We start from the raw sequence: 23,450 nt of genomic DNA, 5'->3' as shown, positions 1-23,450 counted from the left end.
GATCATCATGATTGACGTAACCTCTCCGAAACTTACTGAAGTTCCATTCAAGCGGCCGATCTCGATCGCGATCCTTGCCATGGGCGGTCAAGGCGGGGGCGTACTCGCCGACTGGATCGTCAACATGGCAGAGACCCAAGGCTGGGCGGCGCAATCCACTTCGGTGCCAGGCGTAGCACAGCGCACTGGTGCGACGATCTACTACATCGAAATGCTTCCTGATTTTGAGGGAAAGCGGCCAATCTTCTCGCTGATGCCGACCCCCGGTGACGTCGACGTAGTGCTGGCGTCCGAGTTCATGGAGGCCGGGCGTGCCATGCTCCGTGGCATTGTCACGCCGGATCGCACGACGCTGATAGCTTCGAGCCATCGCTCTTACGCGGTTGTCGAGAAGCAAACTCCTGGCGATGGAACTGGCGATCCGGTCGCCGTCGTCGAAGCAGCCGGTATCGCGGCCAAGAAAATCATTGCGTTCGATATGCAAACACTTGCCGAAAAGAGCGGCAGCGTCGTTTCCTCGGCTATGCTCGGAGCGCTCGCAGCGGCCGAGGTTCTACCGTTTCCGCGCTCGGCTTTCGAAGATACAGTCCGCGCTGGTGGCAAAGGGGTTGAGTCGAGCCTTAAGGCGTTTTCAGCCGCCTACAATCGCGCGCGCGAAGATCGTCGTGATCCGATTACCCGTTCGCCCGAAAAGAATTTCTTGCCGCTACCGGTAACAACCGCAAACACCGAGCTAGACGCTATCGTGGCGCGCATTCGCTGTAGATTCCCAGAGCATGCGCAGGGGATACTGTTTGCGGGCGTATGTCGGCTGGTAGACTATCAGGATCCTGCCTACGCGATGCAATATCTTGATCGGATGGAACAGATTCTTGGCGAGGATATCGCCAATAGCGGATCAGTACAGAATTTTGGCTTCACCTGTGAAGTGGCAAAATATCTCGCGGTCGCGATGACCTATGATGACGTCGTGCGCGTTGCCGATCTTAAGACACGCAGCAGTCGTTTCGAGCGTGTGCGCAAGGAGATCGGTGCCAAGGATGACCAAATCCTTTATATGACGGAATACATGCATCCGCGCATGGAGGAAGTCGCGGGCACCCTGCCAGCCTGGCTCGGCGGGATGATTGAACGCCGACCACGGCTTTATCAGGCGCTGGACCGCATAATCAACAAAGGCCGTCGCGTGCAGACCGGCACCGTCTGGTGGTTCCTGACGCTTTACGCGGTGGCCGCGACGAAGCGCTTTCGTCGCGGCAGCCTGCGATATAAGCGGGAAATGGCGCACATTGATACCTGGTTGGGTGTCGCTCTGCCGCTTCTGTCGATCAACTATCAACTTGCCTGTGAGGCTGTGACATGCCGCCGTCTGGTAAAGGGCTATTCCGACACGCATGCGCGCGGGAACTCCAAATTCGACCGGATTATGGCCTTGGTTCCGCAGCTTGTGCAGAAGCCCGACGGTGCCATTTGGCTTAGCCGCATTAGGCAGGCTGCGATGCTCGACGAAAATGGTGAGGCGCTTGAAGGCGCGATCAAGACTTTCGAGAGCGCCTACGCACCTTGAGAAACGGCGCTGGGCTCGCTTCGGCCCATTCCCAACGAATGGACCCGCACAGCAGACAGCTGGGGCGGGTCTTCCGTTGTGTTCGCGCTTTTCGCCGCGATCCCAATATTTGAGGCATATGCGAAGGAAAAGGGGCGCGGTTTCCACGCCCCTTTCAGGTCGGTCATCCAATTGTTCCCGGAGGAGCACTCGCTTACATGTTGACCCCATATCGCTTCAGCGTTTTTGCCGCCACCGCGCGCAAGATACGATCGAAGAGAAACCCGAGGCAGCCAAGGACGATGATGCCCACGAAAACCCAGTCCGTCCGTCCATAGTTTCGTGCGTTCCAGATTAGGGCGCCGAGCCCTTCCTGGGCCGCGACGATTTCCGCAGAGACGATGGTGAGGAACGAGTTGCCCATCGCGATCCGCGCACCGGTGATCATAAAGGGCACCGTGGAGGGAACGACGACGGTCAGGAGCGTCTGAACCCTGGTCGCGCCGAGGCTGGCAGCCGCCTTGATGCGCAGATCGGAAACCGCCATAGAGCCCGCGAGCGCATTGAGTGTCACGGTGAAGACGGTCGTGTAGAAGATCAGCGCAATCTTTGGAGCTTCGCCCGGTCCGAGCCAGATCACGCTTAGAGTGACGAATGCAATCGGTGGAATGAAGCGGAAAAATTCGATGTAGGGATCGAATATTTGCCGAACAAGGCGAAAATAACCCATAGTCATACCGAGGGGGATGCCTACCGCAACGCCTGCCGCCCAGCCGCAGAAAATCCGGAAGCTGGAGGCGGTGATAGAGGTCCACAACGTTCCATCTTCAACCAGCTCCCAGAATGCGATTGCTGTGAGGGCCGGTGAGGGAAAGAAAAGCGGCGACATCCTGAGACTCAGGATTTGCCACACAAGCAGGCCGCCGAGGATCGAAAGAGCGACGATTACTCCATGTGAAAGGCGCGCGCGCGCCGATTGCGCCCCGAGGACCTTGGGGGCCCTGTCGGCCACAGAACGTGAGACTTCGTTCAAACTCATGCCGCCGCCTCCGTCAAAAGTCCTTGCGCGATCAATGTACGGTTGACCTCCGCTGCAATGTCCTGTCTCAAGCTCTCGATAAGTTCAGCCGCGCGGGGATGCGACAGGTCGCGAGGATGCGGGAGATCGATATTCAAGATCGTTTTCACCTTAGCCGCTGGTCCTGCCGTCATTGTCACTACCCGGTCGGCGAGAAGAATGGCCTCGCGAATGTCATGCGTGACAAAGATGATTGTCGCGCCTGTCTCACGCCAGATTTTATCCACTTCCCGTTGCAGCACCTCGCGTGTTTGGGCGTCGAGGGCGCCAAATGGTTCATCCATCAGGATCACCGACGGTTCGTTTGCAAGTACGCGCGCAATCTGGGCGCGTTGTCGCATTCCCCCTGAAAGTTCACTTGGGAATTTTTGTGCAGCATGCGAGAGCCCGACCATGCGGATATAAGCTTCGGCCTTGGCGGCTCGTTCGGTCTTTGATACGCCGCGCAGGCGCGCGCCATATTCGACGTTTTCCTGGACCGTGAGCCAGGGAAAGAGCGCTTCCGAACTCTGAAAGACGACACCCCGATCAATGCCGGGGCCGTGTACAGGTTGACTATCGACGAGCAGCCGACCGGTGACAGGAGCAAAGCCGGCGATAGCGTTCAGAAGGGTCGACTTGCCGCAGCCGGAGGGGCCAAGCAGACAGACGAATTCGCCGGGCTTGATCATGAGGTCGACACCGCTAGTAACGACATGATCACCGATTTGAATACCAACGCCCTCGATAGTGACTGAATTTCCTCTCGACATCGCGGTCATTCCTTAAAAAATCCCTTTTGAACGTAGTTTTCGATGTTGACGCGCTGCGGTGTGCGCTTCTGCTCATAAAGGAAATCGGCGATGCCAGCGAAGCTGACGAGGTCGGCTTCGGAGAAGTCTCGCGTCTGGAAGGACAGGCGTTCAATCAGAGGCACCGTGTCAGCTGCGCGCATTCTGGTTGCTTTCTGGAAGTCGATGGCAGCGGCGTTCCGATCAGTGGTGATATCGCGATTGACTTCGGCCACGACAGCCAGGAACTTCTTGGCTTCTTCTTGATGCGTCTTTAACCACTCGCCCTGAGCACTAAGCCACATAGTATAGACGTATCCTACGTCGCCACTTGTCAGAAGTGTCTTGCCGCCTTGCTGCCTTCCCTGCTCGTTGAAGGGCGGCCAGCCGAAGAATGCGTCCACATCCCCGCGCTGGAGCAGGGCCGGAAGATCGGGAGCGCCGGCGGGCACAAGTGTTACAGCGGAGGGATCGAGTTGATACTTTTTGAGTAACATGACGGCAGCATATTCGCTCACCGTTCCCTTGATCACGCCGAGCTTCTTAATCTGGCTGGGATCGCCAATGTCAGGACGGCTGATGAGTTCCAGATGGGTCCCTGACTCGCTGACGACAGCGAGCGGCTTGATGTCGGCACGGGCCAGCCGTATCATCACAGTCTGGTCGGCTGCGATCCCAAAGGTCGCCTGACCCGCGACGACGGCGTCCATTGCGTCGCCTCCTTGCGCCATGCGTAAGAGCTTGACGTCTAGACCGGCCTTTTCAAAGAGCCCCCGTTGTTCGGCGACGTAAACCGAGATGAAAGCAGGATCCGTACCAAGCGCGACGGTCAGCGTTTCCGCCTTCGCCGCTGTTGCAGTCAAGGCAAGGCCGCAAAAGGCGGCGTTGATTAGATTTCGAATGATTGACATGCTGCTCCCTCAATTTTTTTTAATAGCGCACCGTGGCGGGCGCGTTTTTACGGCGGCGGCTCCAGTTAGAGATCCACAACACCAACAATCAAACAGTAACGGTGGCCCGAAACAACGGAACGAAAAGGTATTAATTCATTAGAAAAATACATGATTGCCGACCCGAGCGGGAACAACCAAATTTGGGATAGGAATTTGTAACGTCTTAGCGCTGTGCAAATGGCGATAGACCGGACTATCAGGTGTAAGGCTGTCTTTGTAACGGAGCTGGGTGTTTGGTTCCGTCATGTGATGGTGTGGTTTGACGATAAAGGCCTCTGGCTTTAAGTTGTTTGGTAAAGTTTATGGGGTCAGCCAATCACGCACAGGCCGCCCGGAACGATTAAAACTTCGCCGGGACAGGAGCTTCAAAGCGATGTTGAATTTCCAGCTATTCAGATGGACTTTGCGATACTGCGGATGGCCATTGGTTTTCTTCTCCGGGCTGATTGGCGCGAAGTTCGCCTTCGACAGCGAACACCCTATGGCATTGTTCACCATAGTGTACGCTGTCGCTGTCGCTATGCTGTTTATTATGGAACGCATTATTCCATATGAAGGTAGCTGGCTTGAGGCGGATGGTGAGACCTGGAATGATATCGCTCATACTTTGTTGACTAAGGGACTTGTTCAACTCGCCGCACTTGCTGCGGCGCTGTTCCCTATGATAGCTGCCAGCTTCTTGCAGCCGCTGGCTACGCTTCAGTTCAGCTTTTGGCCGACCACATTGCCTTTTGTGCTACAGGTGGCATTAGCCGTGATAATTGCAGAGTTCGGCCTGTATTGGTCGCATCGCATCGCGCACGAGCGGCTGTTCTTCTGGCGCTTCCACGCACTGCACCACTCCGTGACCCGGCTTTGGGTCGTCAATACCGGTAGGTTTCATGTAATCGACTCGCTGTTCAAGGTCGGGCTAAGCCAAGCTCCGCTTTATTTCCTGGGTGCGCCACTACAGATATTTTGGTGGTTAGGTGCCGTCACCGCCTTTGCAGGCATTCTCACCCATTGCAATGTCGACATGAGGACGGGGATATTTGACTATGTCTTTAGTACGCCTCGCCTCCATCGTTGGCATCACTCGAAGGACATTCGCGAAGGAAACACCAATTACGGCGAGAACATTGTCTTGTTCGACCAGATTTTCAGGACCTATCACAATCCTGATCGCCCCTCATCCGCAGACATCGGCATCAAAGGACAGGTCGCAAAGGGATTCCTTGCTCAATTGGCACAACCTTTTTCGAAGGATGGTGTTCGTCAAATCCTTGGTTTGCCTTCAAAAAATTGATGGCGTGGCATTATTAATGCCGTTCAGGATGGAATATATGTCAGCGTTGCTTGCGGCACGCCAAACTGGCGGCAAATATTGCTTGAATCAACCCCGCCAAGTCAGGAAGCGCTTCTCGATCTGTCCGATGATGAAGTTGACGATAAGTCCCATCACAGAAAGGATTGTGACGCCGGCAAACAGCTTTTCAAGATCATAGAGCGATCCGGCTTCAAGAATATATGAACCGACGCCGAACTGGGCACCGAGCATTTCGGCTGCGACCAGCAGAATGATGGCGATGGAGATCGATACTCGCAATCCGGACAGGATTGCCGGAAAGGCAGCGGGCAGGATGATCTTGCGCACGATAGACCACCATCCAAGTCCGAAGCTTTGCCCCATACGCACAAGCGAACGATCCACATTATCGACTGCGCCGTACGTGGCAACCACGGTTGGCGTAAAGGTGCCAAATGCGATGAGCATATATTTCGACATTTCGTCAATGCCGAACCAGATTACGAAGAGCGGCAAAAGCGCGATCTTCGGGATCGGGAAAAGAGCGGCGACGAGCGGCACCAGACCTGCGCGGACATAGCTGAATAAGCCGATCATTACGCCCAGACTGACACCGATTGCGATGCCAAGGCTCGCACCGATGACAAGCCGCCGCAGCGATGGCAGCAGATGCTGCCATAGAAGGCCGGTCTGCCAGAGCTGGAAGAAGGTTTCCAGCACAGCAGATGGGCGCGGCAGTGTCAGATTGGATATGAAGCCGCTGCGAGTTCCGATTTCTGCCAGTGCGAGCAGCGTTATGAAGAGGATCAATGCCATATGGCGCACCGGCTGGGGTGCGAAGCCGCCACCCCGGAAGGGAACCGGGCGTACACTTTGGTCGGGCTGCTTTATCTTTGCGACTTCAACCATTGATCAACTCCTGATCCGCTGCCTGCGCTTCAGCCCGCATCAACTCCCAGAGCTGTTTCTGCTTTTCCTCAAGGACGGGATCACCAAGATGGCGCTCCGAAAGGGGGATATCGATATCGACAATCTCTCTGATCCGTCCTGGCCTTCGTGAAAGTACCACGACCCGATGGCCGAGCCGCACCGCCTCGTTAAGATTGTGCGTGACATAAACGGAGGTGAAAGGCTGGCGTGTCCAAAGCGCAACCAAGTCGTCCATCAACAGTTCCCGTGTCTGGCTGTCGAGCGCGGACAAAGGTTCATCCATCAACATGACGGCGGGGCGCACCGATAAGGCGCGTGCAATTGCCACGCGCTGACGCATACCACCCGACAATTGCTTCGGCAAAGCCTGCCGGAAATCTGAAAGCCGGGTGCGTTCCAGTACATTGGTTATGATCCGGTCCATCTCTGCTCGGCCAAGTCCATGGTCCTCCAGCACGAGTTTGATGTTTCCTTCCACGGTGCGCCATGGCAGAAGCGCAAAATGCTGGAAAACATAGGTGAGGGGATTGAGTGAATTCTTCGGCGGCGAACCGATCTGCAGCACCTCACCCGAAGATGGTCGTTCAAGACCGCCCAGAAAACGCAGAAGAGTGGACTTTCCGCAACCTGACGGGCCGATCAGGCAGACGATCTGTCCCTGCGGGATGGTGAGCGAGACATCTTTTAGAACTTCGACCGGACCATAAGAATGGCTGATGTTCTTAAGCTGTAAATCCATTTCAACTCCAGTCGGAAAGTCCGCCCTCCGACAATAGCATCCCGGTTTGAGATAAAGGTCTTCGGGCTTGGTGTCCGACCAACCGCCGGGCACTGAATGTTCGGTCTCGCTCGATCTCAGATCGTCTTGACGTAGGATGTGTCGAACAGCTTTTCCTGCGTGACCGCTTCCTTCACCATGCCTTCAGACCGGAACCAGTCCAACTGCTCCACGCAGCTGTTGAGCGACAGGGCCAAACCCTTGTTGATGCGCATCGCGCCATCGATCAGGTTCTGTTTTGCGGTCTCGAACGGACTGTCGCTTTCGACATATTTGTGCACGATCTTCGCAATATCGTCGCGTGCCGCATCGTCTGCCGTATTGTCTACAAAGGCGGCATTATAATCATCGATTGCCTTGGAATAGGCTTTGACGAAGGCTTCCGTCATGGCGCGCTCGTCACTCGCATTCTTTGTGGATGTGAATGCCGTTGTGACCTGATAATCCGGTGCATAATCGGAGACGAGGCCGATCTGCTTTGCCGCGCCTTCGCGGATGAGCTTTTTGGCGATATTGGGCTGGATTGCCCAGGAATCGATCTGCCCGGTCGACAGAGCACCAACAACAGCGCCGAGCTTCTGCAAGGGGCGGAGCTGGATTTCAGAAAGCGGAATATTGTTGGCCTTGGCGATCTTGTGTGCCATGAAATGGAATGACGATCCCGCCGTGGTGATCCCGAAACTGTGTCCTGCCAGCTTGGACGGTTCAGTCAGTCCGCCTTCGTAGGCCTTGTTGGAGGCCAGAATGACGTTTCCGGTGATGCCTTTTTCTTCTGCAAGCGCGCCGCCGATCACCTTGATCGCGCCTTTGTCGGCGAGACTGATCAGACCGCCACTCATCGCCGTCACACCGAAATCGGCATCGCCAGATGCGATGGCGACGGCCATCGGCTGCGCGGCTTCGAAGAACTTCAATTCGATATCGAGACCGGCATCTTTAAAATAGCCTCGCTCATACGCGATATAGCTTGGCGCGTGGCTCGCCAGATGGAGCACCGCCAGATTACGTGTCGCGGCGCGGGCAGGCGACCCGAAAGCCGTGCTGACGCCCAATGCACCAAGTCCCATCAATGTCTGACGGCGTGTCAGGGTGAAATCCATTGTGGCTCTCCTCCAATGCGAATGTTAGCCCGGCACAATAGATTTCCCGCTAAGCCCGGCAAACAAAATTTCATTACGTCACTACCATGAAAAATATGGAAGATTGCCTCGCATAAAGCCAGGTGGGGGGATTTTCAATAAGATTAACGACTAACTTCCTTCGCGATAATCGATGCACCGGCATCGATTTTAAGCAGAAATGGAGCTAATCGTGCCAATATGGAAGCCGATGCGGTCTCGGGCAGCAAATGACCGCCCGCCAGAGCTTCGCCGTCAACATCGCTGGCCCAATCCGCCCAGATATCGAGCGGTTCGCGCCCGCCGCCATAGCGTCGGCCCTCTTCCCAGAAGACCAGAACCGGCACGTGAATGCGCCGACCCGCTGCCCGATCCGCAAGATCGTCAGCTTCATCCACGCCAGCGCCGGCACGGTAGTCCTCGCATATCCAATGCCGGACGTCAGCGCTGTCAAAGGCTTTCCGGTAATCTTCAAGTGCAAGTGGATGCAGCTTATCGAGACCGTGCGCCATTTTCTGCAGGGTCGTATCGATCATAAAGCGCGGATTGCCAGACAATAGCATTTCAGGCAGCGGTTCGGGCTGGGCCAACATGAACCAATGCCAGGCACCCATACCGAATGCTTTGCTCGCACCTTCCCACATTTCGGGTGTCGGTACGACCGTGACAGATACGAGCCCAAGCACCTTGCCCGGATGGTCCAGTGCCATACGATAGGCGACCCGACCGCCGCGATCATGCCCGACCACAACAAACCGGTCGTGACCGAGCGTCTGCATCAACTCGACCAGACTTGCGGCCATGCGTCGCTTGGATCCTGCACCAGTTGGATTGGAAGTGATGCGACTGCGCCCATAGCCCGGCAAATCCGGGACAACGACAGTGTAGGATTGCGCCAATACCGGTGCGATCCGGTGCCATGCGGCCATGGTTTCCGGATAACCGTGCAGCAGCAGGATCGGCATACCTTGTCCGCCTGTCGTGACAGCAAAACAGACCCCGTCCGTTTCAACATATTGCATTTCGAAACCGGGGAAGAGTTGCTCGATTGCTGGTTTCATTACTCACCATCTTAAGCTTGCCTGAAGCGAATTCAGCCAATCTTATAGACGCCTTGCCTGGCTCCGGACAATCAGGATCAAAATGAGGTACGTAAATCAAAAAATGCTTGCTATTCGTTTTTCTTCACGTATCAATTGTTCCTGAGGATAGGGCGGTATGTTTTTTGCATGCTGTCCGATGGGGTGATCTGGGCGCAAATGCCTTTGGGAGGATCAGCCATTCAAAGAATAAACAGCTCCGAAGTGGGCTGTTTTGTTGTGCCGAACTCCGGGGGGCAATGTGTTCGGGGGCGCGGTTTGGTATCAGCCGGTCGTAAGCCGGCGTTGTTTGGAGGAGGTTTGCATGAAACGTCGTAATTTTCTGACCGGCGCGCTGGTTGCCGCAGCTTTGGGCATAGGCGCGATGACATCCACGCCGGTTTATGCTTCGCCGGAAAATCCGGTCATCGGCTTTTCCATTGATGATCTTCGCGTCGAGCGCTGGGCGCGTGACCGCGACTATTTCATTGAGGCGGCAGAAAAGCTAGGCGCCAAGGTCAATGTGCAATCTGCTGACGGTAACGAAGAAAAGCAGGTCAAGCAGGTTGAAAACCTGATTGCGCAGGGCGTTGACGCCATCGTCATCGTGCCGATGAATTCGAAGGTTTTCGATGCGGTCGTCGCCGACGCCAAGGCGTCCGGTATCAAGGTTCTTTCCTATGATCGCCTGATCCTCAATGCCGATATTGATGCCTATATCTCGTTTGACAATGAGCGCGTCGGCTTCATGCAGGCGGAAGCCGTCCTGAAGGCGAAGCCCGAAGGCAATTATTATCTCCTCGGCGGCTCGCCGACGGATAACAACGCCAAGCTCCTCCGCGCCGGTCAGGAAAAGGCTCTCAAGGAAGCCATCGATTCCGGCAAGGTGAAGGTGATTGGTTCGCAGTGGGTGAAGGAATGGAGCCCGACGGAAGCACTCTCCATCATGGAAAACGCTCTGACGGCCGCGCAGAACAAGATCGATGCGGTTGTAGCTTCAAACGACGGCACCGCAGGTGGCGCCATCCAGGCACTTGCCGCGCAGGGACTGGCCGGGAAGACTGCTGTTTCGGGACAGGATAGCGACCTTGCCGCGGTCAAGCGCCTGATCGATGGTACGCAGACCGTAACGGTCTACAAACCGCTGAAACTCATTGCTTCCGAAGCAGCCAAGCTAACTGTCCAGATGGTCAAGGGCGAAAACCCTGAGTTCAATTCCAAACTCGATAATGGCGGCAAGCAGGTCGACACGCTTCTGCTGACGCCGACTGCCGTGACTAAAGACAATATCGACATTTACGTCCAGGATGGCTTCTACACCAAGGAGCAGATATCCGGGAAATAAGTCTTTGTACTGATCGCTGGAGCCTACTCCGGCGATCAGCACAACAGAATAGTGCGATCAGAAGTTTTGAAACAATGTTCAGCTTCCGGTCCCGCCAATGTATCGATGCTGTCTGTGACAGCGTTGTCTGGAGTAATTCCGCCGTGGAAGATGGTGTCGGCGGTCTTCGGATGGCTTATTCTGCTGCAACACTGCAAGGTCGTATGCGATGTCCGAATATCTTCTAGAGATGCGCAATATAGGTAAGGACTTTAACGGCGTGAAAGCGCTTGACGGTATTTACCTGAAGGTACGTCCGGGCGAGTGCGTCGGCCTTTGCGGCGAGAATGGCGCGGGTAAATCCACGTTGATGAAAGTGCTTTCCGGCGTTTATCCCTATGGCGCCTGGACCGGCGAGATTTTGTGGGAAGGCGAGGAGCTGAAGGCCACAGGTATTCGCGATACAGAAGCGGCTGGCATCGTAATCATCCATCAGGAACTGATGATGGTGCCGCATCTGTCGGTTGCGGAGAACATCTTTCTGGGATCGGAGCCGACGAGCGGGGGCTTCATCGATTATGACCAGATGAATGCGCGTGCGACGGAACTTCTGGCGCGCCTCAAGATCCACGACATCAATGTAGCACTTCCAGTCTATCATTATTCGGGTGGCAAGCAGCAGCTGATCGAGATCGCAAAGGCGATCAACAAGAATGCGAAGCTTCTCATTCTGGATGAGCCGACATCGGCGCTGACTGCAGCCGAAACGCGGGTTCTTCTCGATCTCATCAAGGACTTCAAGGCGCAGGGAATGGCCTGTGTCTACATTTCCCACAAGCTGGATGAAGTGGCTGAAATTTCCGACACGGTGACGGTCATCCGCGACGGCACGCATATCGCCACCAAACCCATGGCGGAACTCACGACGCCAGCCATCATCACCATGATGGTGGGACGCGAGATGAAAAACCTGTTCCCGCGCGAGCCTCACGATATTGGCGAAGTCATTTTCGAGGCCCGCAACATAAATTGCTGGGAGGTGACTAATCCCGATCGCAAGGTGGTCGACAATGTTTCGTTTGCGCTTAGGCGCGGGGAAATCCTCGGTATTGCCGGGCTCGTGGGCGCGGGGCGGACCGAACTGGTGTCAAGCCTCTTCGGTGTCTGGCCCGGAGCGCATGAGGGGCAGGTCTTTCTGGAAGGCAGGGAACTGAAGATCCGTACGCCGCGCGATGCTGTTCGACAGGGCATCTGCATGGTGCCGGAAGACCGCAAGAAGGACGGCATTCTGCCCATCATGCCGGTGGGCTATAATATGACTGTCTCGGTGCTGGATCGTTTTTCCCTGCGCGGATTGCTCGACAAGGAAGCGGAACTAGCGACGATCCAGCGTGAGATTTTGCGTCTCAAGGTGAAGACTGCCGATCCAATGTTGGAAATCGCGTCACTGTCCGGTGGTAACCAGCAAAAGGCGGTGCTGTCGAAGATGATGCTGCCGGACCCCAAGGTGCTCATTCTGGATGAGCCGACACGGGGCGTCGATGTTGGCGCGAAATATGAAATCTACAAACTGATCTTCGCGCTCGCGAAACAGGGGGTTGCGGTGCTGATGGTCTCTTCAGAAATGCCGGAGGTACTCGGCATTAGCGATCGCGTATTGGTGATCGGCGAGGGCAGGTTGCGCGGCGACTTCGCCAATGAAAATCTCACGCAGGAGCAGGTGCTTGCAGCCGCAATAGGCAACCCTATGAGCAATGTCGCCTGACCCTCGAATAACGATTGGTTATCCGCATTCTTCGGGCGCCAGTTGTTCAACTCCTTTCTGGAATACTCAAATTTGACCGGTGCATGATATGACATTGACGGGCAAAGGCCTCCGAAAGTTTCTCGCGGAATATAAGATCGTAGCTCTCCTGATCGTGGTCGCGCTCATCTGGGCCTTGTTTGCAGTACTCACCTATGATCCGGAGATGGGGCGTTCGCAGTTTCTGACAGCGCGCAATTTTTCTAATCTCCTGCGCCAAATGGCAATCACGGGAATGCTGGCGTCCGCGATGGTTTTCGTCATCGTCGCCGGTGAAATTGATCTTTCGGTCGGGGCGCTTCTGGGGCTTCTAGGCGGCATCGCCGCCGTTCTCGATGTCGTTTACGGATGGCCGCTATGGGCGACGATCAGCACCGTTCTGGTTCTGGGTGTGGCACTTGGCGCTTTCAACGGCTGGCTGACCGCCTATCTTGGCATACCCTCCTTCATTGTTACACTTGGCGGACAGCTCGTCTTTCGCGGTATAGTGCTGGGTATCATGGGCGGCGTCACAATCGCGCCGATCTCGCCAGAATTCAAATATATCGGGCAGGGTTACCTGCCGGGTTGGCTTGGCAATCTCAGCGCAATTGCGCTGTTCGGCGTTCTTATCCTCATGACGCTACGTACGCGGGCCAGCAAGAGCAAGCATAACCTCCAGACACTTTCGCCCGCTATGGAAGTCGCGAGGCTTCTCGGTATCGGTATCCTGATATTGGGCTTCATCCTGATCCTCAACAGCTATCAGGGCGTACCGGTCCCGGTGCTGATCCTGCTGGTGATCCTCGGCGTTTTCACTGTTATCGCAAAACAGACGGTGTTCGGTCGTCACATCTATGCGGTTGGCTCCAATACCGAAGCAACCCGCTTTTCAGGCGTGAACGTAAACTTCGTCAAGATGGCAGTCTTCGCCCTGATGGGACTGATGGCGGCGGTGGCTGGCCTGACGACAACCTCCCGCCTCGCGGCAGGCACGCCATCGGCAGGTATGGGGGGAGAGCTGGATGCCATTGCCTCCTGTTTCATCGGCGGTACTTCCATGCGCGGGGGCGTCGGTTCTGTGCTCGGTGCATTGGTGGGCGCGCTCATCATGTCGAGCCTCGACAACGGTATGTCCATGCTCGGCGTCGATACATTCTGGCAGCAGATCATCAAGGGCAGCATTCTTGTTTTGGCTGTATATCTCGACATCGTATCTTCCGGCACACGGCGCGGATGAGTGTAGTCCGATATACAGAGCGACCAAACATAGCGGGCCTTGCCGCTTGCTATAGTCCAGATTCAATGCGGTAGTTTTGACGACTAAAGGACTATGAATTGTTGTCTCTTTGCGAAAGAATGTGATCCAGCATCTGATTTCGTTGAGTGCGCAATGGGCTTCCATTGGACTCTGCTAATAACTTTTGCGCGCGGCAAACCGTCGGGTGCCAAGCGGCATCGTCCATACCTGATGGACTGCATCAATCTTGCCCTTCTTCGAGCAGTGAAAAGTTGTTTCAGGCAAGCGGAATTCTGAATTCCAATCTGAACACGGGGGGTGCCGTTGCCCTCAAGATGTCCGTAACCTTGGATCAGAAGAAACCGCTCAAAACGCAGCCCCGTCCAGAATCTTTAAAATATTCGTATTGACCGTCTTGATACACCAGTTCCCTGAGCTACTCTCACTGTGCAAGCGGTACAGAGAATGAGTTCTAGCCACCGCTTATAGCGCTGTAATCGCTAACTTGATCTGATCGAAGCTTTCGGTATCGACCGTTCTTGCGGTCAATGAGTTCGGCATGGCTGCCCTGTTCGGCAATCTTACCGTCTTCGATCACTATGATGCGATCAGCATTGACGATGGTTGCAAGCCTGTGCGCTATCACCAGCGTCGTGCGGCCCTGCGACAGTTCGGCAAGTGATTGCTGGATGGCGCGTTCAGTCTCGGTGTAGAGCGCGGAGGTCGCTTCATCAAGGATCAGAATCGGCGGGTTTTTCAGGAAAATGCGTGCGATGGCGAGACGCTGCTTCTGTCCGCCCGATAGTTTCACGCCACGCTCGCCAATGACTGTGTCCAGACCATTCGGAAGTGAGGCGATCATCGTGTCGAGCCTTGCACGGCTAGCCGCGTCCAGGATGTCGGCTTCGGTGGCGTCGAGGCGTCCATAGGCGATGTTCTCACGGATCGTGCCGGCGAACAGGTAGACATCCTGTTGCACGACGCCAATGTTAGAGCGCAGGGACCTCAAGCTCATGTCGCGAATATCTGTGCCATCGATGCTGATCGCGCCACCTGTCACCTCTTAGAAGCGAGGTAAAAGCGAGCATATCGTTGTCTTGCCCGCGCCCGACGAGCCGACGAAAGCGACAGTTTCTCCGGCGCGGATGGAAAGGTTTAAACCATCGAATAAAGGTGTGTCCGAATTGTAGCCGAAGCGAACATTTTGATAGTCAATGTCACCAGTCAGCCTCTGGATGGAGCGCGCCTTTGGCCGGTCTGCAATATCGGGTAACGTATCCAGGAACCGTGTATATCGCTGAAAGCCCGCAATGCCCTTCGGGTATGTTTCAATGATCGCATTGATCTTGTCGATCGGTCGGAAGAATACACCCACCAGAAGCAGGAAGCCGACGAAGCTGCCCGCCGACAGTTCGCCGCGTACCACGAACCATGCGCCTGCCAGCATCACAACGACCTGCACGAAGCGCGTTGACAGGTAGGAAGTTGACATGGATGCCGCCAGAGCCTTGTAGGTTTCCAGCTTGGTCATCAGATAGTTTTGGTTGTTCTCAGCAAACAGTTTCCGTTCATGATCCTCGTTGGTGAAGGCCTGCACCACCCGGATACCGCCGACGTTTTCCTCAATGCGGGCATTGAACTCTGCCACACGTTCGTAAAGCGCGCGCCAGGTTTTGGTCATACGCTTGCTGTAACGAGTGGAAAAGATCGCAGTCACGGGCACAATGGTTGCGGTGATCAGCGCCAGCGGCACATGCACCGACATCATCAGAATAAAGGCGCCGATCAGCGTCATGAGCGCGATGAACAGATCTTCCGGCCCGTGATGGGCGACCTCGCCAATCTCCTCGAGATCCTTGGTCAGTCTTGCGACAAGGTGGCCGGTTTTCTGGTTGTCGAAGAACCCGAAGGAAAGCTTTTGCAGATGGTCGAAGGCTTTCCTTCGCATTTCGGTTTCGATCTTGAGGCCAAGCATATGCCCCCAATAGGTGACGATGACCTGAAGACCGGCATTGACCAGATAGATCAGGAACAGGCCGAGAGACGCCAGCGCAATCATGCCCAGTTGGTTGGTGGGAAGCAGGCGGTCGATGAACAGCGTCACCGCGACCGGAAAGGCCAGTTCCAGTAGTCCGGCTACGACGGCGCTGGAAAAGTCCAGCACGAACAGCCCACGGTGTGGCCGATAATAGGATGCGAAGCGTTTTAACAGGCCAGTCAAACTGGGTCCCTTTCGTTTGGGTCTCTCGACAATTCTGGCGAACAACGGAGCGGGCGGGCGAATTTTTCTGGATGAAGCTGATTATGAAGTCGGGTTTGGTTCGGCCGGAAGCCGTGATGCTCTGGTCTTCATATTCCCTCTCGGCACGATGAGCGGAGTACCCGTGACAGGATCGGGGATGATCATGGCCGGCAGCCCGAAGACGCGTTCGACGAGTTCGGCATCGACGATGTCTGCCGGGAGGCCTTCCGCGACGATGGCACCATCCTTTATGGCAATCAGGTGTGTAGCGTAGCGGCAAGCATGATTGAGATCGTGCAGTACTGCGATGATGGTTCTGCCCTTCGCATTGAGATCGGCCAGAAGATCAAGCAATTCGATCTGATGGGCAATGTCCAGGAAGGTGGTCGGCTCGTCGAGCAGCAGGATCGGCGTTTCCTGCGCCAGAACCATCGCGACCCATACGCGCTGACGCTGACCGCCGGAGAGTTCATCCACCAGCCGGTCGGACAGTTCCGCGACACGGGTTGCCGCCATCGCCGCGATGACGGCATCTTCGTCGGCTGTTGACCATTGGCGCAGAAAGGACTGGTGCGGATAACGACCGCGCGCCACCAGATCGGCGACCGTAATCCCTTCCGGCGCGATCGAGCTTTGCGGAAGCAGGCCGAGCCGCCGGGCGGTTTCCTTGGCCGGTATATCGGCAATGCTTTTGCCGTCGAGGATCACGCGGCCGGCAGAGGGTGTCAGCAGCCGCGACAGGGCTCTGAGCAGCGTGGACTTTCCACAGGCATTCGGCCCGATGATCGCAGTGAAGGAACCATCCGGAATTGAGACCGACAGATCCTTTGAAATTGTCCGCTCGTCATAGCGCAGCGTCACTGCGTCCGCATGCAGCCTGTCGCAAGAGGGGAGGGTGTTTGCACCATTCATTTGCGACCCTCGCGAATAAGAAGCCAGATGAAGTAAAGACCACCAACACTAACCGTCATGACGCCAACAGGAAGCTGAACGCAGAATGCGTGCTGTGCAGTCCAGTCAGCGGCCAACAGCAGACGCCCGCCCATCAGGGCTGACGGAATGAGCGCGATACCAGCCGAACGGGTAAGCATGCGGGCGATCTGGGGCGCCGCAAGTGCAACGAATGAAATTGGTCCGGCTGCGGCTGTGGCGATTGCGGTCAGCGCTACGCCGACGATCATTAGTGAAGCTCGTGTACCGTTGGTGTTGACGCCGGACGCTTTCGCCACATCGTCACCCATTTCGAGTTGCCGCGTGGGGCGGGAGAGGAAGCAGGTCAGCGGCGCGACGAGGCCCAGCACGACCACGACCGGCAGAAGTTGTTCGAACCCCAGGCCGTTCAGCGAACCGGCTCCCCAGATGGCAGCCGACATCGCCATTTGAAGATCGGCCTCCCGTATCATCCACGTGTTAAAAGCCGACAGCATGGCGGCAACACCAATACCGACAATGATCAGCCGAAAACCCTGCACGCCACGCCGGTAAGCAAGAAGATAAACCGCCACCGCCGTCAAGACACCGCCAATCAGGGCCCCGGCGGCGGTCTCGTAATAGCCCCCAGACAGAAGCAGGATAACGACAAGCGCTCCGGTATGGGAACCAGCCGAAAAGCCAATAATGTCGGGGCTACCGAGCGGATTGCGTGTCAAGCTTTGGAAGATGGCTCCGCTCATGCCGAGAGCACCACCAAGCAGGAAGGCGAGCGCGACGCGCGGTAGCCGCCATTCCACCACGATCATCCGGACCATGTCGTCGCCTCCACCGGCGAGCGCGCTCAGTACATCAGACACGGCGATCGGGTATTTGCCGCTCGCCAGCGATGCCGCCGCAATCACAGCGGCAAGGATCAGCAGCAGAAAGACTGCAAATATCGTTCTCAAGTCCAAACGGGAAGAAAATCGGTCGCCGAACAGACGTATCGCACAAGTTCGAGGGGCAAAGTTGGGTAGAAAAGAAGCGGTATCCATCATAAACCACTCGCCTTTGGTCGTCGTGCGAGCAGGATCAGGATGGGTGCTCCGATAAATGCGGTGACAATTCCAGCTTCCAGTTCACCGGGAAAGACCACAAGTCGCCCGAGAATATCGGCGGCGAGCAGCAAGGCTGGTCCGAATATGATCGCCATGCCGATAATCCAGCGTTGGTCGGGACCTGTGAACCAGCGTACGACATGCGGGACCATCAGACCGACAAAGCTGATCGGGCCAACTGCCGCTGTTGCCGCTCCGGCAAGCAGCGTTACCGCGAGAACGACAAGGACCCGTGCGCGCTGGATGTCGGCGCCAAGTGATTGAGCCAGCTCATTTCCGAGCGCGACAGCGTTGAGTGGTCGGGAGGCAACAAGGCCAAGGACCATCCCGATTACCATGAACGGTGCGACCGTTGTCACGACATTCATATCGCGACCGGCGAGTGATCCGATTGCCCAGAAGCGCATCGTGTCGAAAGCACGCGGATTGAGCAGCGTGATCGATGAAGTAATGCCAGCGAGCACCGCTGATAGCGCCACGCCTGCGAGCACCAGACGAACAGGCGTTGCCCCCTCCCGACCTGTTCCGCCTAGAATATATACGAACAACGTCGCGCTGATCGCGCCCGCAAGCGCCGCCAATACGTAAGCATTGAGCGAATGAAACCCGAACATGCCTATCGCCACTGTGACGAAAAAGGCTGCTCCGGCGTTGACGCCCAAGAGCCCCGGATCGGCTAGGGGATTGCGCGTCGCCGCCTGGATGAGCGCACCGGACATGGCAAACGCCGCGCCGCATAGAAGCCCAAGCAGGGTTCGCGGCAGACGATAATCATGAATGATGATGTGATCCGGCAAGTTGGGATCGTAGGCGATAAGGGCGTTGAGGACGGACGCCGGAGCAATTGGTCTCGTGCCGACCAAAAGGCTGAGGGTTGCCATGAAACACAGCAGCAGCACGCTTGCCGATAGGACCCATCCTTTGGACGTAACGCGGATCGAGGAAGCTGGTGCGGTAAGGCTGGATAAGTTCTTGCTCATCCGCGCGACTGTCCTTCGATCCAGTAACCGACCGAAGTTATTCTGTCCTTGCTGATTCCGACAACATCCCGGAAATGTTTACGCACTTCCGAAGCGGCTGTCGCTTCGCCTGCGATATAGAGGTAGCCATCTCCTTGCGGTAACTTGATAGTCTGCGCGATGTCCAGCAGCCGTGTTGGTTTGGAGGCCTTCCCGAAACTGTCATACCAATAAAGCGAGACACCTTGCCCAGCTTGTAGCTCCTGCCTGTCGTCTTGATGCGGCAGCTCGATATGCGCCGAGATCACATTCGACGTTCCCTGTTCTTCGATGATGCGCGCCACGGCGGGCAAGCCCGTAATATCGGCCAGTAGCAGAGTCCATCCGCTTTCGCCCGGCGGAACGAAGCGTCCGAAAGGCGCACTGACCACAATGCGGTCACCACGACAGGCGCCCTTGGCCCAGCTAGCGGCTACCCCGCCGTCATGGATGACAAAGTCAATCGTTAAGACGCCCGACACTGGCACCCATTTACGCACCGTATACGGGCGGGCCGGGGAGAGTTCGCAGGCTGGGGGCGACTTCCATTTGCCATCCAGCAAGATAGGGAGTTCGACCCTGCCACCCGGCTCTACGGGGAACATAAGCAGGGTCCATTCATCTGGCCTTCCACTTGATTGGAACTCCGCCAGACCCTGACCTCCGAATTCGATGCGGATCATGTGTGGAGAGACGCGCACAACCGATATGACCTCGGCGATAAAATACTCATTCATGAAAAGATTCCTTGGCTTTTTCAGCACGGAACGCGGCTTGCGCCAGACGTGGAACAAGCCTTGGGATTTCATAAGGGATTGACAGAACGCTAAGCGCCGACATGGCCCAGACTGACGACGGGTCAACAAGGGCGATGTAGCTGCCGCGCTGCACGACGCGCAGCGTTCGAAATAATGGCTGTTGTTCGGCTATGTTCTGGTTGCCGCTCGTGTACCACATGATGAGAATGTCGGCATCCAGGCGGGCCATCTGCTCCGCGCTCAAAGCCAGCAAGGTCCTGTTGGGGTAATGCGTCGATAATGATGCAATCCCCGGAGCCAGTTTCAGACCAAGTTTTTTGAAAGCGGCAACGCGTGGATCGGTGGAGAGATAGACGGAAAATCCGTTGAAGTAGGTTCCAACAGCAAAGGTTTTGCCAGTAAGAACAGGATTTTCAGCGCGCGCGGATGCGAGAACGCGCTCGACATTTGTCACGAGGTTGCTTGCTTCTGCGGGACGGCCAAGGGCGGCACCCACCAGTTCGGTCTGCTCTTCGAGTGTGGCTTGCCATGGTCTCGATCTATACACCACGGTGGGCGCGATCCGGGAAAGCATCCGATACTCGTTGGCATTTATCCCCGAGGAAACAGCGAGGATCAGGTCGGGCCCAAGACGAGCGACTTCCTCGAAATCCAGGTAAATGCCGGAAAAAAGTGTCGGCCTTTTTCCACTTAGTCGCTCTTCGTTCCACGGTGCAATGCCGCTCTCGAATATAGAACGGCGCGGCATCCAGAGCGGGGGCTTGGCCAAGGCTATGGCGATATCGTCAGGACCCCAGCCGAAAGTCAAAATACGCTGTGGTTCGGATGGCACCGTCGTGGAGCCAAACGCATGTTCGACAGTCACCGGCAACGATCCGGACCGCGAAGTATCGACCGTCGCGGCGCTCACTGTCACAGTTGAGAGGATGAGCGCCAGCAGAGCAATTTGAATGAATAAGCTTCTCAGCCCATATCTGCGCCAAGTCGCCGAATTCGGCCATATGATCCCTGTGATTGCCACCACCATCGGTCGATCAGAACTTATGCGTGAGGCTCAGCGTGACGTTCCTTGGCGCTCCGATGAAATTGCCATAGGCCGTCGAGGTGCTGAGCTTCGAATAATAAGTTTTGTCGAAGACATTGTTCACATTGAGCTGCATCGCGGTGCTGTCATTGAAGTCGTATTTCGCCATAAGGTCAACCACGGCATAGGCGGGCTGTTCCTTATAAGACGTCGTTGCGGTGTAGTAGGTTTTGCTGAAAGCTCGGACGCCGCCGCCAACGGTCAGGCCCTCCAATTTCTGGTCGAAATCATAGGATGCGTAGAGCTTGAACATGTTCTCGGGCGCGACGGCAGAATTATAGATCTGACCTTCCTTGGTCCCTTCCACATATTCTGCTTTTGCAAATGTGTAACTCGCCGACACGTTCAACTGGTTGGTGATCTTGCCATTCAGCTCGAATTCGACGCCCCGTGTTCGCACTTCGTCGGCAGCGGTATAGCAAGATGAGCTGCCAGCGCATGCTGTCCCATAATAGATCGGCAGGTTATTTTGATTGGATTGGAAGATCGCGACCGACGCATTGAACCGATCATCAAAGAAGCTGCCCTTTACGCCAGCTTCAACGTTGCGACCCTCAATCGGCGCAAGAATGCTGCCACTCGGATCGTAATAGGCTTGCGGCTGGAAGATCGAGGTGTAGCTTGCATAAACTGAAACCGTATCGGTCAAGTCGTAGACAGCACCGACATAGGGTACGAACTTCGCATCTTCCGTGAGCGAGACTTTTTCGACCGGGGAGCTGTAATCGTACCAGCTGACACGAGCACCAAGAATGAACTTCAGGTCGTCGGATATCGTAAAGCGACCTGCGCCATAAAGGCCGGTCTCCGTTATCGTCGGGTTCGTGTTGTAATAATTGGTCGTCATACTTGGCTTACTGATCGAAGAGGGATCCCAGTTAAAGATATCGACCGTATAAGCCGGTGCGCTGAAAGCCGAGTAGGAGAAATCGTCCCTATGGGTGCTTGCCCCAAAAATCAGATCATGTGTTCGACCAAACAGTTCAACGGGGCCGGAAAACCGTCCATCAATGGCGTAGGACTTACTGTCGCCATCGTAAATGCGGTCGTTCTTCAGGTAGGTTCCGTTGCTGTAGGTAAGATAGGATGATTCAATCGTGCCACTGCTCCACGAATACTGGGCCGTAACATTTGCTTTCCAGTCGTTGTCGAAACGGTGCTCAAGATCGAAATAGGCGGTCGTCTTGCGCTTGTCGGAATACTCCCAGTCACTGCCGAGGTAGTCCTTTGCCGTCCAATCGTAAAAGGATCCATCGGGCCTGGTCGGATAACCCCCGTTCCCGTATCCATCGACGTGTTCTTTCTGGTGGCTGATGCCGAGGCTGGCGGTCGTGTTCTCGGTAAGGTCGGCCTCGATAACCCCATAAAGGACAAAGTTGCGTTGGTCATTGTAGTCCCGGTATCCCTCGCCACCAAGGAATGAACCGGCAAACCGTCCCCGGACAGTTCCTTCTTCGTTAAGGGGGCGAGAGGCGTCAACTTCAATGCGCCCGTTTCCCCATGACGAACCAGTCGTCGTGACAGATGTTTGAGCGACGTCGGTGGGCTTTTTCCGCACCAGATTGATCGACGCGGACGGGTTGCCAGTACCCTGTAGCAGGCCAGTTGCTCCACGCACAACCTCAATCCGGTCATAAAGGATGAGATCGTCCTGGGTGGTTCCGTCTCGCGAAAACGTCGTCACAGAATTCGTCAGTCCATCATACTGAATGCTGTTGACCAAAGAACCGCGAGCATAATACTGCCATCGGCTATCACCAAAATCGGGCGTGGCTATCAGACCAGGCACGTCGTTGATGGCCTGATCCAGCGACGTATAGGCCTTGTCCTTGATCTTCTGATTGGTGACCACGCTGACCGATTGCGGCGTTTCTTTAATCGATAAAGGCAGGCCCGTTGCCGAGCTCATTTCGGGTATCGTATACGCTCCCGTTCCTTCGGTTGTTACGCCCTGACCCTGGACGGTAATTGTTTCCAGTATCATGGAGCCATCCGGTGACGTGGCGGCGGCGGCATGATCCGAACCGTATTCTGATTGGTAAAGGTATAAGTGAGGCCGGTGCCGGAGAGGAGCCGTTGCAAAGCGACTTCTGGCGACAGAGCGCCGTTTACCGCGGTCGATTTCTTACCCAAGGCGAGGGAGGATGTAACGAAAATCCCGAGCTTCGTCTGGCGCGAAAAAGCGATCAGTGCCGTCGAGAGTGATTGGGCTGGGATATTGAATTTGGTCGATGTTGCCGATGTCGTGGCGGATTGCGCTTTGGCTTGCTCGACAATTGGAACGGACATCATGGCCGTCCCGGCCAGCAGAAATGTGATTATACCCGCTGACCGTCTTATGCGCGCGCTATTTCCGTCACCGATTCCCGAAACCTCGTCTCCAGATTGCATGGAGACCGGTACGAAAGTGGTCTCCTATTGTTGAAGACGCTGAATTCGGAAAAGTAATTAGTC

The 23,450-nt window shown here is 55.8% G+C and carries 19 protein-coding genes and 1 pseudogene; 5 read left to right on the top strand and 15 right to left on the bottom strand.

What is annotated here, in order from left to right; translation table 11 throughout:
* Window positions 1–7 precede the first annotated feature (7 nt).
* Complete coding sequence (locus FIC94_RS17700) at window positions 8–1,567, top strand: indolepyruvate oxidoreductase subunit beta family protein (protein ID WP_140025871.1); 1,560 nt, start codon at window positions 8–10, stop codon at window positions 1,565–1,567.
* A 193-nt stretch (window positions 1,568–1,760) separates the two neighbouring features.
* On the opposite strand, the gene FIC94_RS17695 is transcribed toward FIC94_RS17700, so the two are convergent.
* The 3 genes from FIC94_RS17695 to FIC94_RS17685 are packed head-to-tail and all read right to left on the bottom strand — an operon-like array spanning window position 1,761 to window position 4,305.
* Window positions 1,761–2,585: an ABC transporter permease gene (locus tag FIC94_RS17695; protein WP_140025825.1), complete on the bottom strand. Its 825-nt coding sequence runs from the start codon at window positions 2,583–2,585 to the stop codon at window positions 1,761–1,763.
* A complete protein-coding gene (locus FIC94_RS17690; RefSeq protein ID WP_140025823.1) occupies window positions 2,582–3,385 on the bottom strand; it encodes an ABC transporter ATP-binding protein in 804 nt (267 codons plus the stop codon). The genes FIC94_RS17695 and FIC94_RS17690 overlap by 4 nt, the downstream gene beginning before the upstream one ends.
* Window positions 3,382–4,305: an ABC transporter substrate-binding protein gene (locus FIC94_RS17685; RefSeq protein WP_140025821.1), complete on the bottom strand. Its 924-nt coding sequence runs from the start codon at window positions 4,303–4,305 to the stop codon at window positions 3,382–3,384. Before FIC94_RS17685 ends, FIC94_RS17690 begins: the two co-directional genes overlap by 4 nt.
* A 415-nt stretch (window positions 4,306–4,720) precedes the next feature.
* Here FIC94_RS17685 and olsE point away from each other — a divergent pair, with 415 nt between their 5' ends.
* The gene (gene olsE / locus FIC94_RS17680; protein WP_140025819.1) at window positions 4,721–5,632 is read left to right on the top strand and encodes an ornithine lipid hydroxylase OlsE; all 912 of its coding nucleotides are present in this window, start codon (window positions 4,721–4,723) and stop codon (window positions 5,630–5,632) included.
* An 87-nt stretch (window positions 5,633–5,719) separates the two neighbouring features.
* Here olsE and FIC94_RS17675 read toward each other — a convergent pair whose 3' ends face one another.
* From FIC94_RS17675 to FIC94_RS17660, 4 genes are all read right to left on the bottom strand, one after another.
* On the bottom strand, window positions 5,720–6,541 hold the full coding sequence (locus FIC94_RS17675) for an ABC transporter permease (RefSeq protein ID WP_140025817.1): 822 nt from the start codon (window positions 6,539–6,541) through the stop codon (window positions 5,720–5,722).
* Window positions 6,534–7,301, bottom strand: a complete 768-nt coding sequence (locus FIC94_RS17670) for an ABC transporter ATP-binding protein (RefSeq protein WP_140025815.1) — start codon at window positions 7,299–7,301, stop codon at window positions 6,534–6,536. Before FIC94_RS17670 ends, FIC94_RS17675 begins: the two co-directional genes overlap by 8 nt.
* A 116-nt stretch (window positions 7,302–7,417) precedes the next feature.
* Window positions 7,418–8,440 (bottom strand): ABC transporter substrate-binding protein, encoded by a 1,023-nt coding sequence (locus FIC94_RS17665; protein WP_140025813.1) that lies wholly within the window; start codon window positions 8,438–8,440, stop codon window positions 7,418–7,420.
* 143 nt (window positions 8,441–8,583) lie between these two features.
* Window positions 8,584–9,519 carry an alpha/beta hydrolase gene (locus FIC94_RS17660; RefSeq protein ID WP_140025811.1) on the bottom strand — a complete coding sequence of 312 codons (936 nt, stop codon included), beginning with the start codon at window positions 9,517–9,519 and terminating at the stop codon, window positions 8,584–8,586.
* Between the two features lie 343 nt (window positions 9,520–9,862).
* Between FIC94_RS17660 and xylF the strand changes: the two genes are divergently transcribed.
* The 3 genes from xylF to FIC94_RS17645 all read left to right on the top strand — a co-directional run bounded on the left by xylF (window position 9,863) and on the right by FIC94_RS17645 (window position 13,884).
* Complete coding sequence (xylF, locus tag FIC94_RS17655; RefSeq protein ID WP_140025809.1) at window positions 9,863–10,882, top strand: D-xylose ABC transporter substrate-binding protein; 1,020 nt, start codon at window positions 9,863–9,865, stop codon at window positions 10,880–10,882.
* A gap of 208 nt (window positions 10,883–11,090) precedes the next feature.
* Entirely contained in the window at window positions 11,091–12,626 is a 1,536-nt protein-coding gene (locus tag FIC94_RS17650; protein ID WP_140025807.1) for a xylose ABC transporter ATP-binding protein, read from the top strand.
* 88 nt (window positions 12,627–12,714) lie between these two features.
* A complete protein-coding gene (locus tag FIC94_RS17645; protein ID WP_109365820.1) occupies window positions 12,715–13,884 on the top strand; it encodes a sugar ABC transporter permease in 1,170 nt (389 codons plus the stop codon).
* A 472-nt stretch (window positions 13,885–14,356) separates the two neighbouring features.
* On the opposite strand, the pseudogene FIC94_RS17640 reads toward FIC94_RS17645, so the two are convergent.
* The 8 genes and pseudogenes from FIC94_RS17640 to FIC94_RS17605 form a co-directional block, all read right to left on the bottom strand.
* Window positions 14,357–16,105, bottom strand: a pseudogene (locus FIC94_RS17640) (ABC transporter ATP-binding protein).
* An 81-nt stretch (window positions 16,106–16,186) separates the two neighbouring features.
* Window positions 16,187–17,038, bottom strand: a complete 852-nt coding sequence (locus tag FIC94_RS17635; RefSeq protein WP_140025805.1) for an ABC transporter ATP-binding protein — start codon at window positions 17,036–17,038, stop codon at window positions 16,187–16,189.
* The gene (locus FIC94_RS17630; RefSeq protein WP_235892053.1) at window positions 17,035–18,006 is read right to left on the bottom strand and encodes a FecCD family ABC transporter permease; all 972 of its coding nucleotides are present in this window, start codon (window positions 18,004–18,006) and stop codon (window positions 17,035–17,037) included. The genes FIC94_RS17635 and FIC94_RS17630 overlap by 4 nt, the downstream gene beginning before the upstream one ends.
* A gap of 86 nt (window positions 18,007–18,092) precedes the next feature.
* Window positions 18,093–19,136: a FecCD family ABC transporter permease gene (locus FIC94_RS17625; protein WP_140025803.1), complete on the bottom strand. Its 1,044-nt coding sequence runs from the start codon at window positions 19,134–19,136 to the stop codon at window positions 18,093–18,095.
* Complete coding sequence (locus tag FIC94_RS17620) at window positions 19,133–19,891, bottom strand: siderophore-interacting protein (RefSeq protein WP_180918041.1); 759 nt, start codon at window positions 19,889–19,891, stop codon at window positions 19,133–19,135. The genes FIC94_RS17625 and FIC94_RS17620 overlap by 4 nt, the downstream gene beginning before the upstream one ends.
* On the bottom strand, window positions 19,884–20,939 hold the full coding sequence (locus tag FIC94_RS17615; RefSeq protein WP_140025799.1) for an ABC transporter substrate-binding protein: 1,056 nt from the start codon (window positions 20,937–20,939) through the stop codon (window positions 19,884–19,886). The genes FIC94_RS17620 and FIC94_RS17615 overlap by 8 nt, the downstream gene beginning before the upstream one ends.
* 7 nt (window positions 20,940–20,946) lie before the next feature.
* Window positions 20,947–22,980, bottom strand: a complete 2,034-nt coding sequence (locus FIC94_RS17610; protein WP_140025797.1) for a TonB-dependent siderophore receptor — start codon at window positions 22,978–22,980, stop codon at window positions 20,947–20,949.
* A complete protein-coding gene (locus FIC94_RS17605) occupies window positions 22,977–23,288 on the bottom strand; it encodes an STN domain-containing protein (protein ID WP_180918039.1) in 312 nt (103 codons plus the stop codon). Before FIC94_RS17605 ends, FIC94_RS17610 begins: the two co-directional genes overlap by 4 nt.
* Window positions 23,289–23,450 lie beyond the last annotated feature (162 nt).

This window comes from Ochrobactrum teleogrylli (assembly GCF_006376685.1).
Classification (GTDB): domain Bacteria; phylum Pseudomonadota; class Alphaproteobacteria; order Rhizobiales; family Rhizobiaceae; genus Brucella; species Brucella teleogrylli.
The sequence above is the reverse complement of the archived record's forward strand: the minus strand, read 5'-3'. Positions and strand labels throughout refer to the sequence as shown.

What these genes read in the sequence shown, in the direction of transcription:
- FIC94_RS17610 (WP_140025797.1), bottom strand. Translation starts at nt 22,980, where the DNA reads ATGATACTGGAAACAATTACCGTCCAGGGTCAGGGCGTAACAACCGAA.
- FIC94_RS17650 (WP_140025807.1), top strand. Translation starts at nt 11,091, where the DNA reads ATGTCCGAATATCTTCTAGAGATGCGCAATATAGGTAAGGACTTTAAC.
- FIC94_RS17685 (WP_140025821.1), bottom strand. Translation starts at nt 4,305, where the DNA reads ATGTCAATCATTCGAAATCTAATCAACGCCGCCTTTTGCGGCCTTGCC.
- FIC94_RS17670 (WP_140025815.1), bottom strand. Translation starts at nt 7,301, where the DNA reads ATGGATTTACAGCTTAAGAACATCAGCCATTCTTATGGTCCGGTCGAA.
- FIC94_RS17690 (WP_140025823.1), bottom strand. Translation starts at nt 3,385, where the DNA reads ATGACCGCGATGTCGAGAGGAAATTCAGTCACTATCGAGGGCGTTGGT.
- FIC94_RS17635 (WP_140025805.1), bottom strand. Translation starts at nt 17,038, where the DNA reads ATGAATGGTGCAAACACCCTCCCCTCTTGCGACAGGCTGCATGCGGAC.
- FIC94_RS17665 (WP_140025813.1), bottom strand. Translation starts at nt 8,440, where the DNA reads ATGGATTTCACCCTGACACGCCGTCAGACATTGATGGGACTTGGTGCA.
- xylF (WP_140025809.1), top strand. Translation starts at nt 9,863, where the DNA reads ATGAAACGTCGTAATTTTCTGACCGGCGCGCTGGTTGCCGCAGCTTTG.
- FIC94_RS17675 (WP_140025817.1), bottom strand. Translation starts at nt 6,541, where the DNA reads ATGGTTGAAGTCGCAAAGATAAAGCAGCCCGACCAAAGTGTACGCCCG.
- FIC94_RS17620 (WP_180918041.1), bottom strand. Translation starts at nt 19,891, where the DNA reads ATGAATGAGTATTTTATCGCCGAGGTCATATCGGTTGTGCGCGTCTCT.
- FIC94_RS17615 (WP_140025799.1), bottom strand. Translation starts at nt 20,939, where the DNA reads ATGGTGGTGGCAATCACAGGGATCATATGGCCGAATTCGGCGACTTGG.
- FIC94_RS17700 (WP_140025871.1), top strand. Translation starts at nt 8, where the DNA reads ATGATTGACGTAACCTCTCCGAAACTTACTGAAGTTCCATTCAAGCGG.
- FIC94_RS17605 (WP_180918039.1), bottom strand. Translation starts at nt 23,288, where the DNA reads ATGATGTCCGTTCCAATTGTCGAGCAAGCCAAAGCGCAATCCGCCACG.
- FIC94_RS17660 (WP_140025811.1), bottom strand. Translation starts at nt 9,519, where the DNA reads ATGAAACCAGCAATCGAGCAACTCTTCCCCGGTTTCGAAATGCAATAT.
- FIC94_RS17645 (WP_109365820.1), top strand. Translation starts at nt 12,715, where the DNA reads ATGACATTGACGGGCAAAGGCCTCCGAAAGTTTCTCGCGGAATATAAG.
- olsE (WP_140025819.1), top strand. Translation starts at nt 4,721, where the DNA reads ATGTTGAATTTCCAGCTATTCAGATGGACTTTGCGATACTGCGGATGG.
- FIC94_RS17625 (WP_140025803.1), bottom strand. Translation starts at nt 19,136, where the DNA reads ATGAGCAAGAACTTATCCAGCCTTACCGCACCAGCTTCCTCGATCCGC.
- FIC94_RS17695 (WP_140025825.1), bottom strand. Translation starts at nt 2,585, where the DNA reads ATGAGTTTGAACGAAGTCTCACGTTCTGTGGCCGACAGGGCCCCCAAG.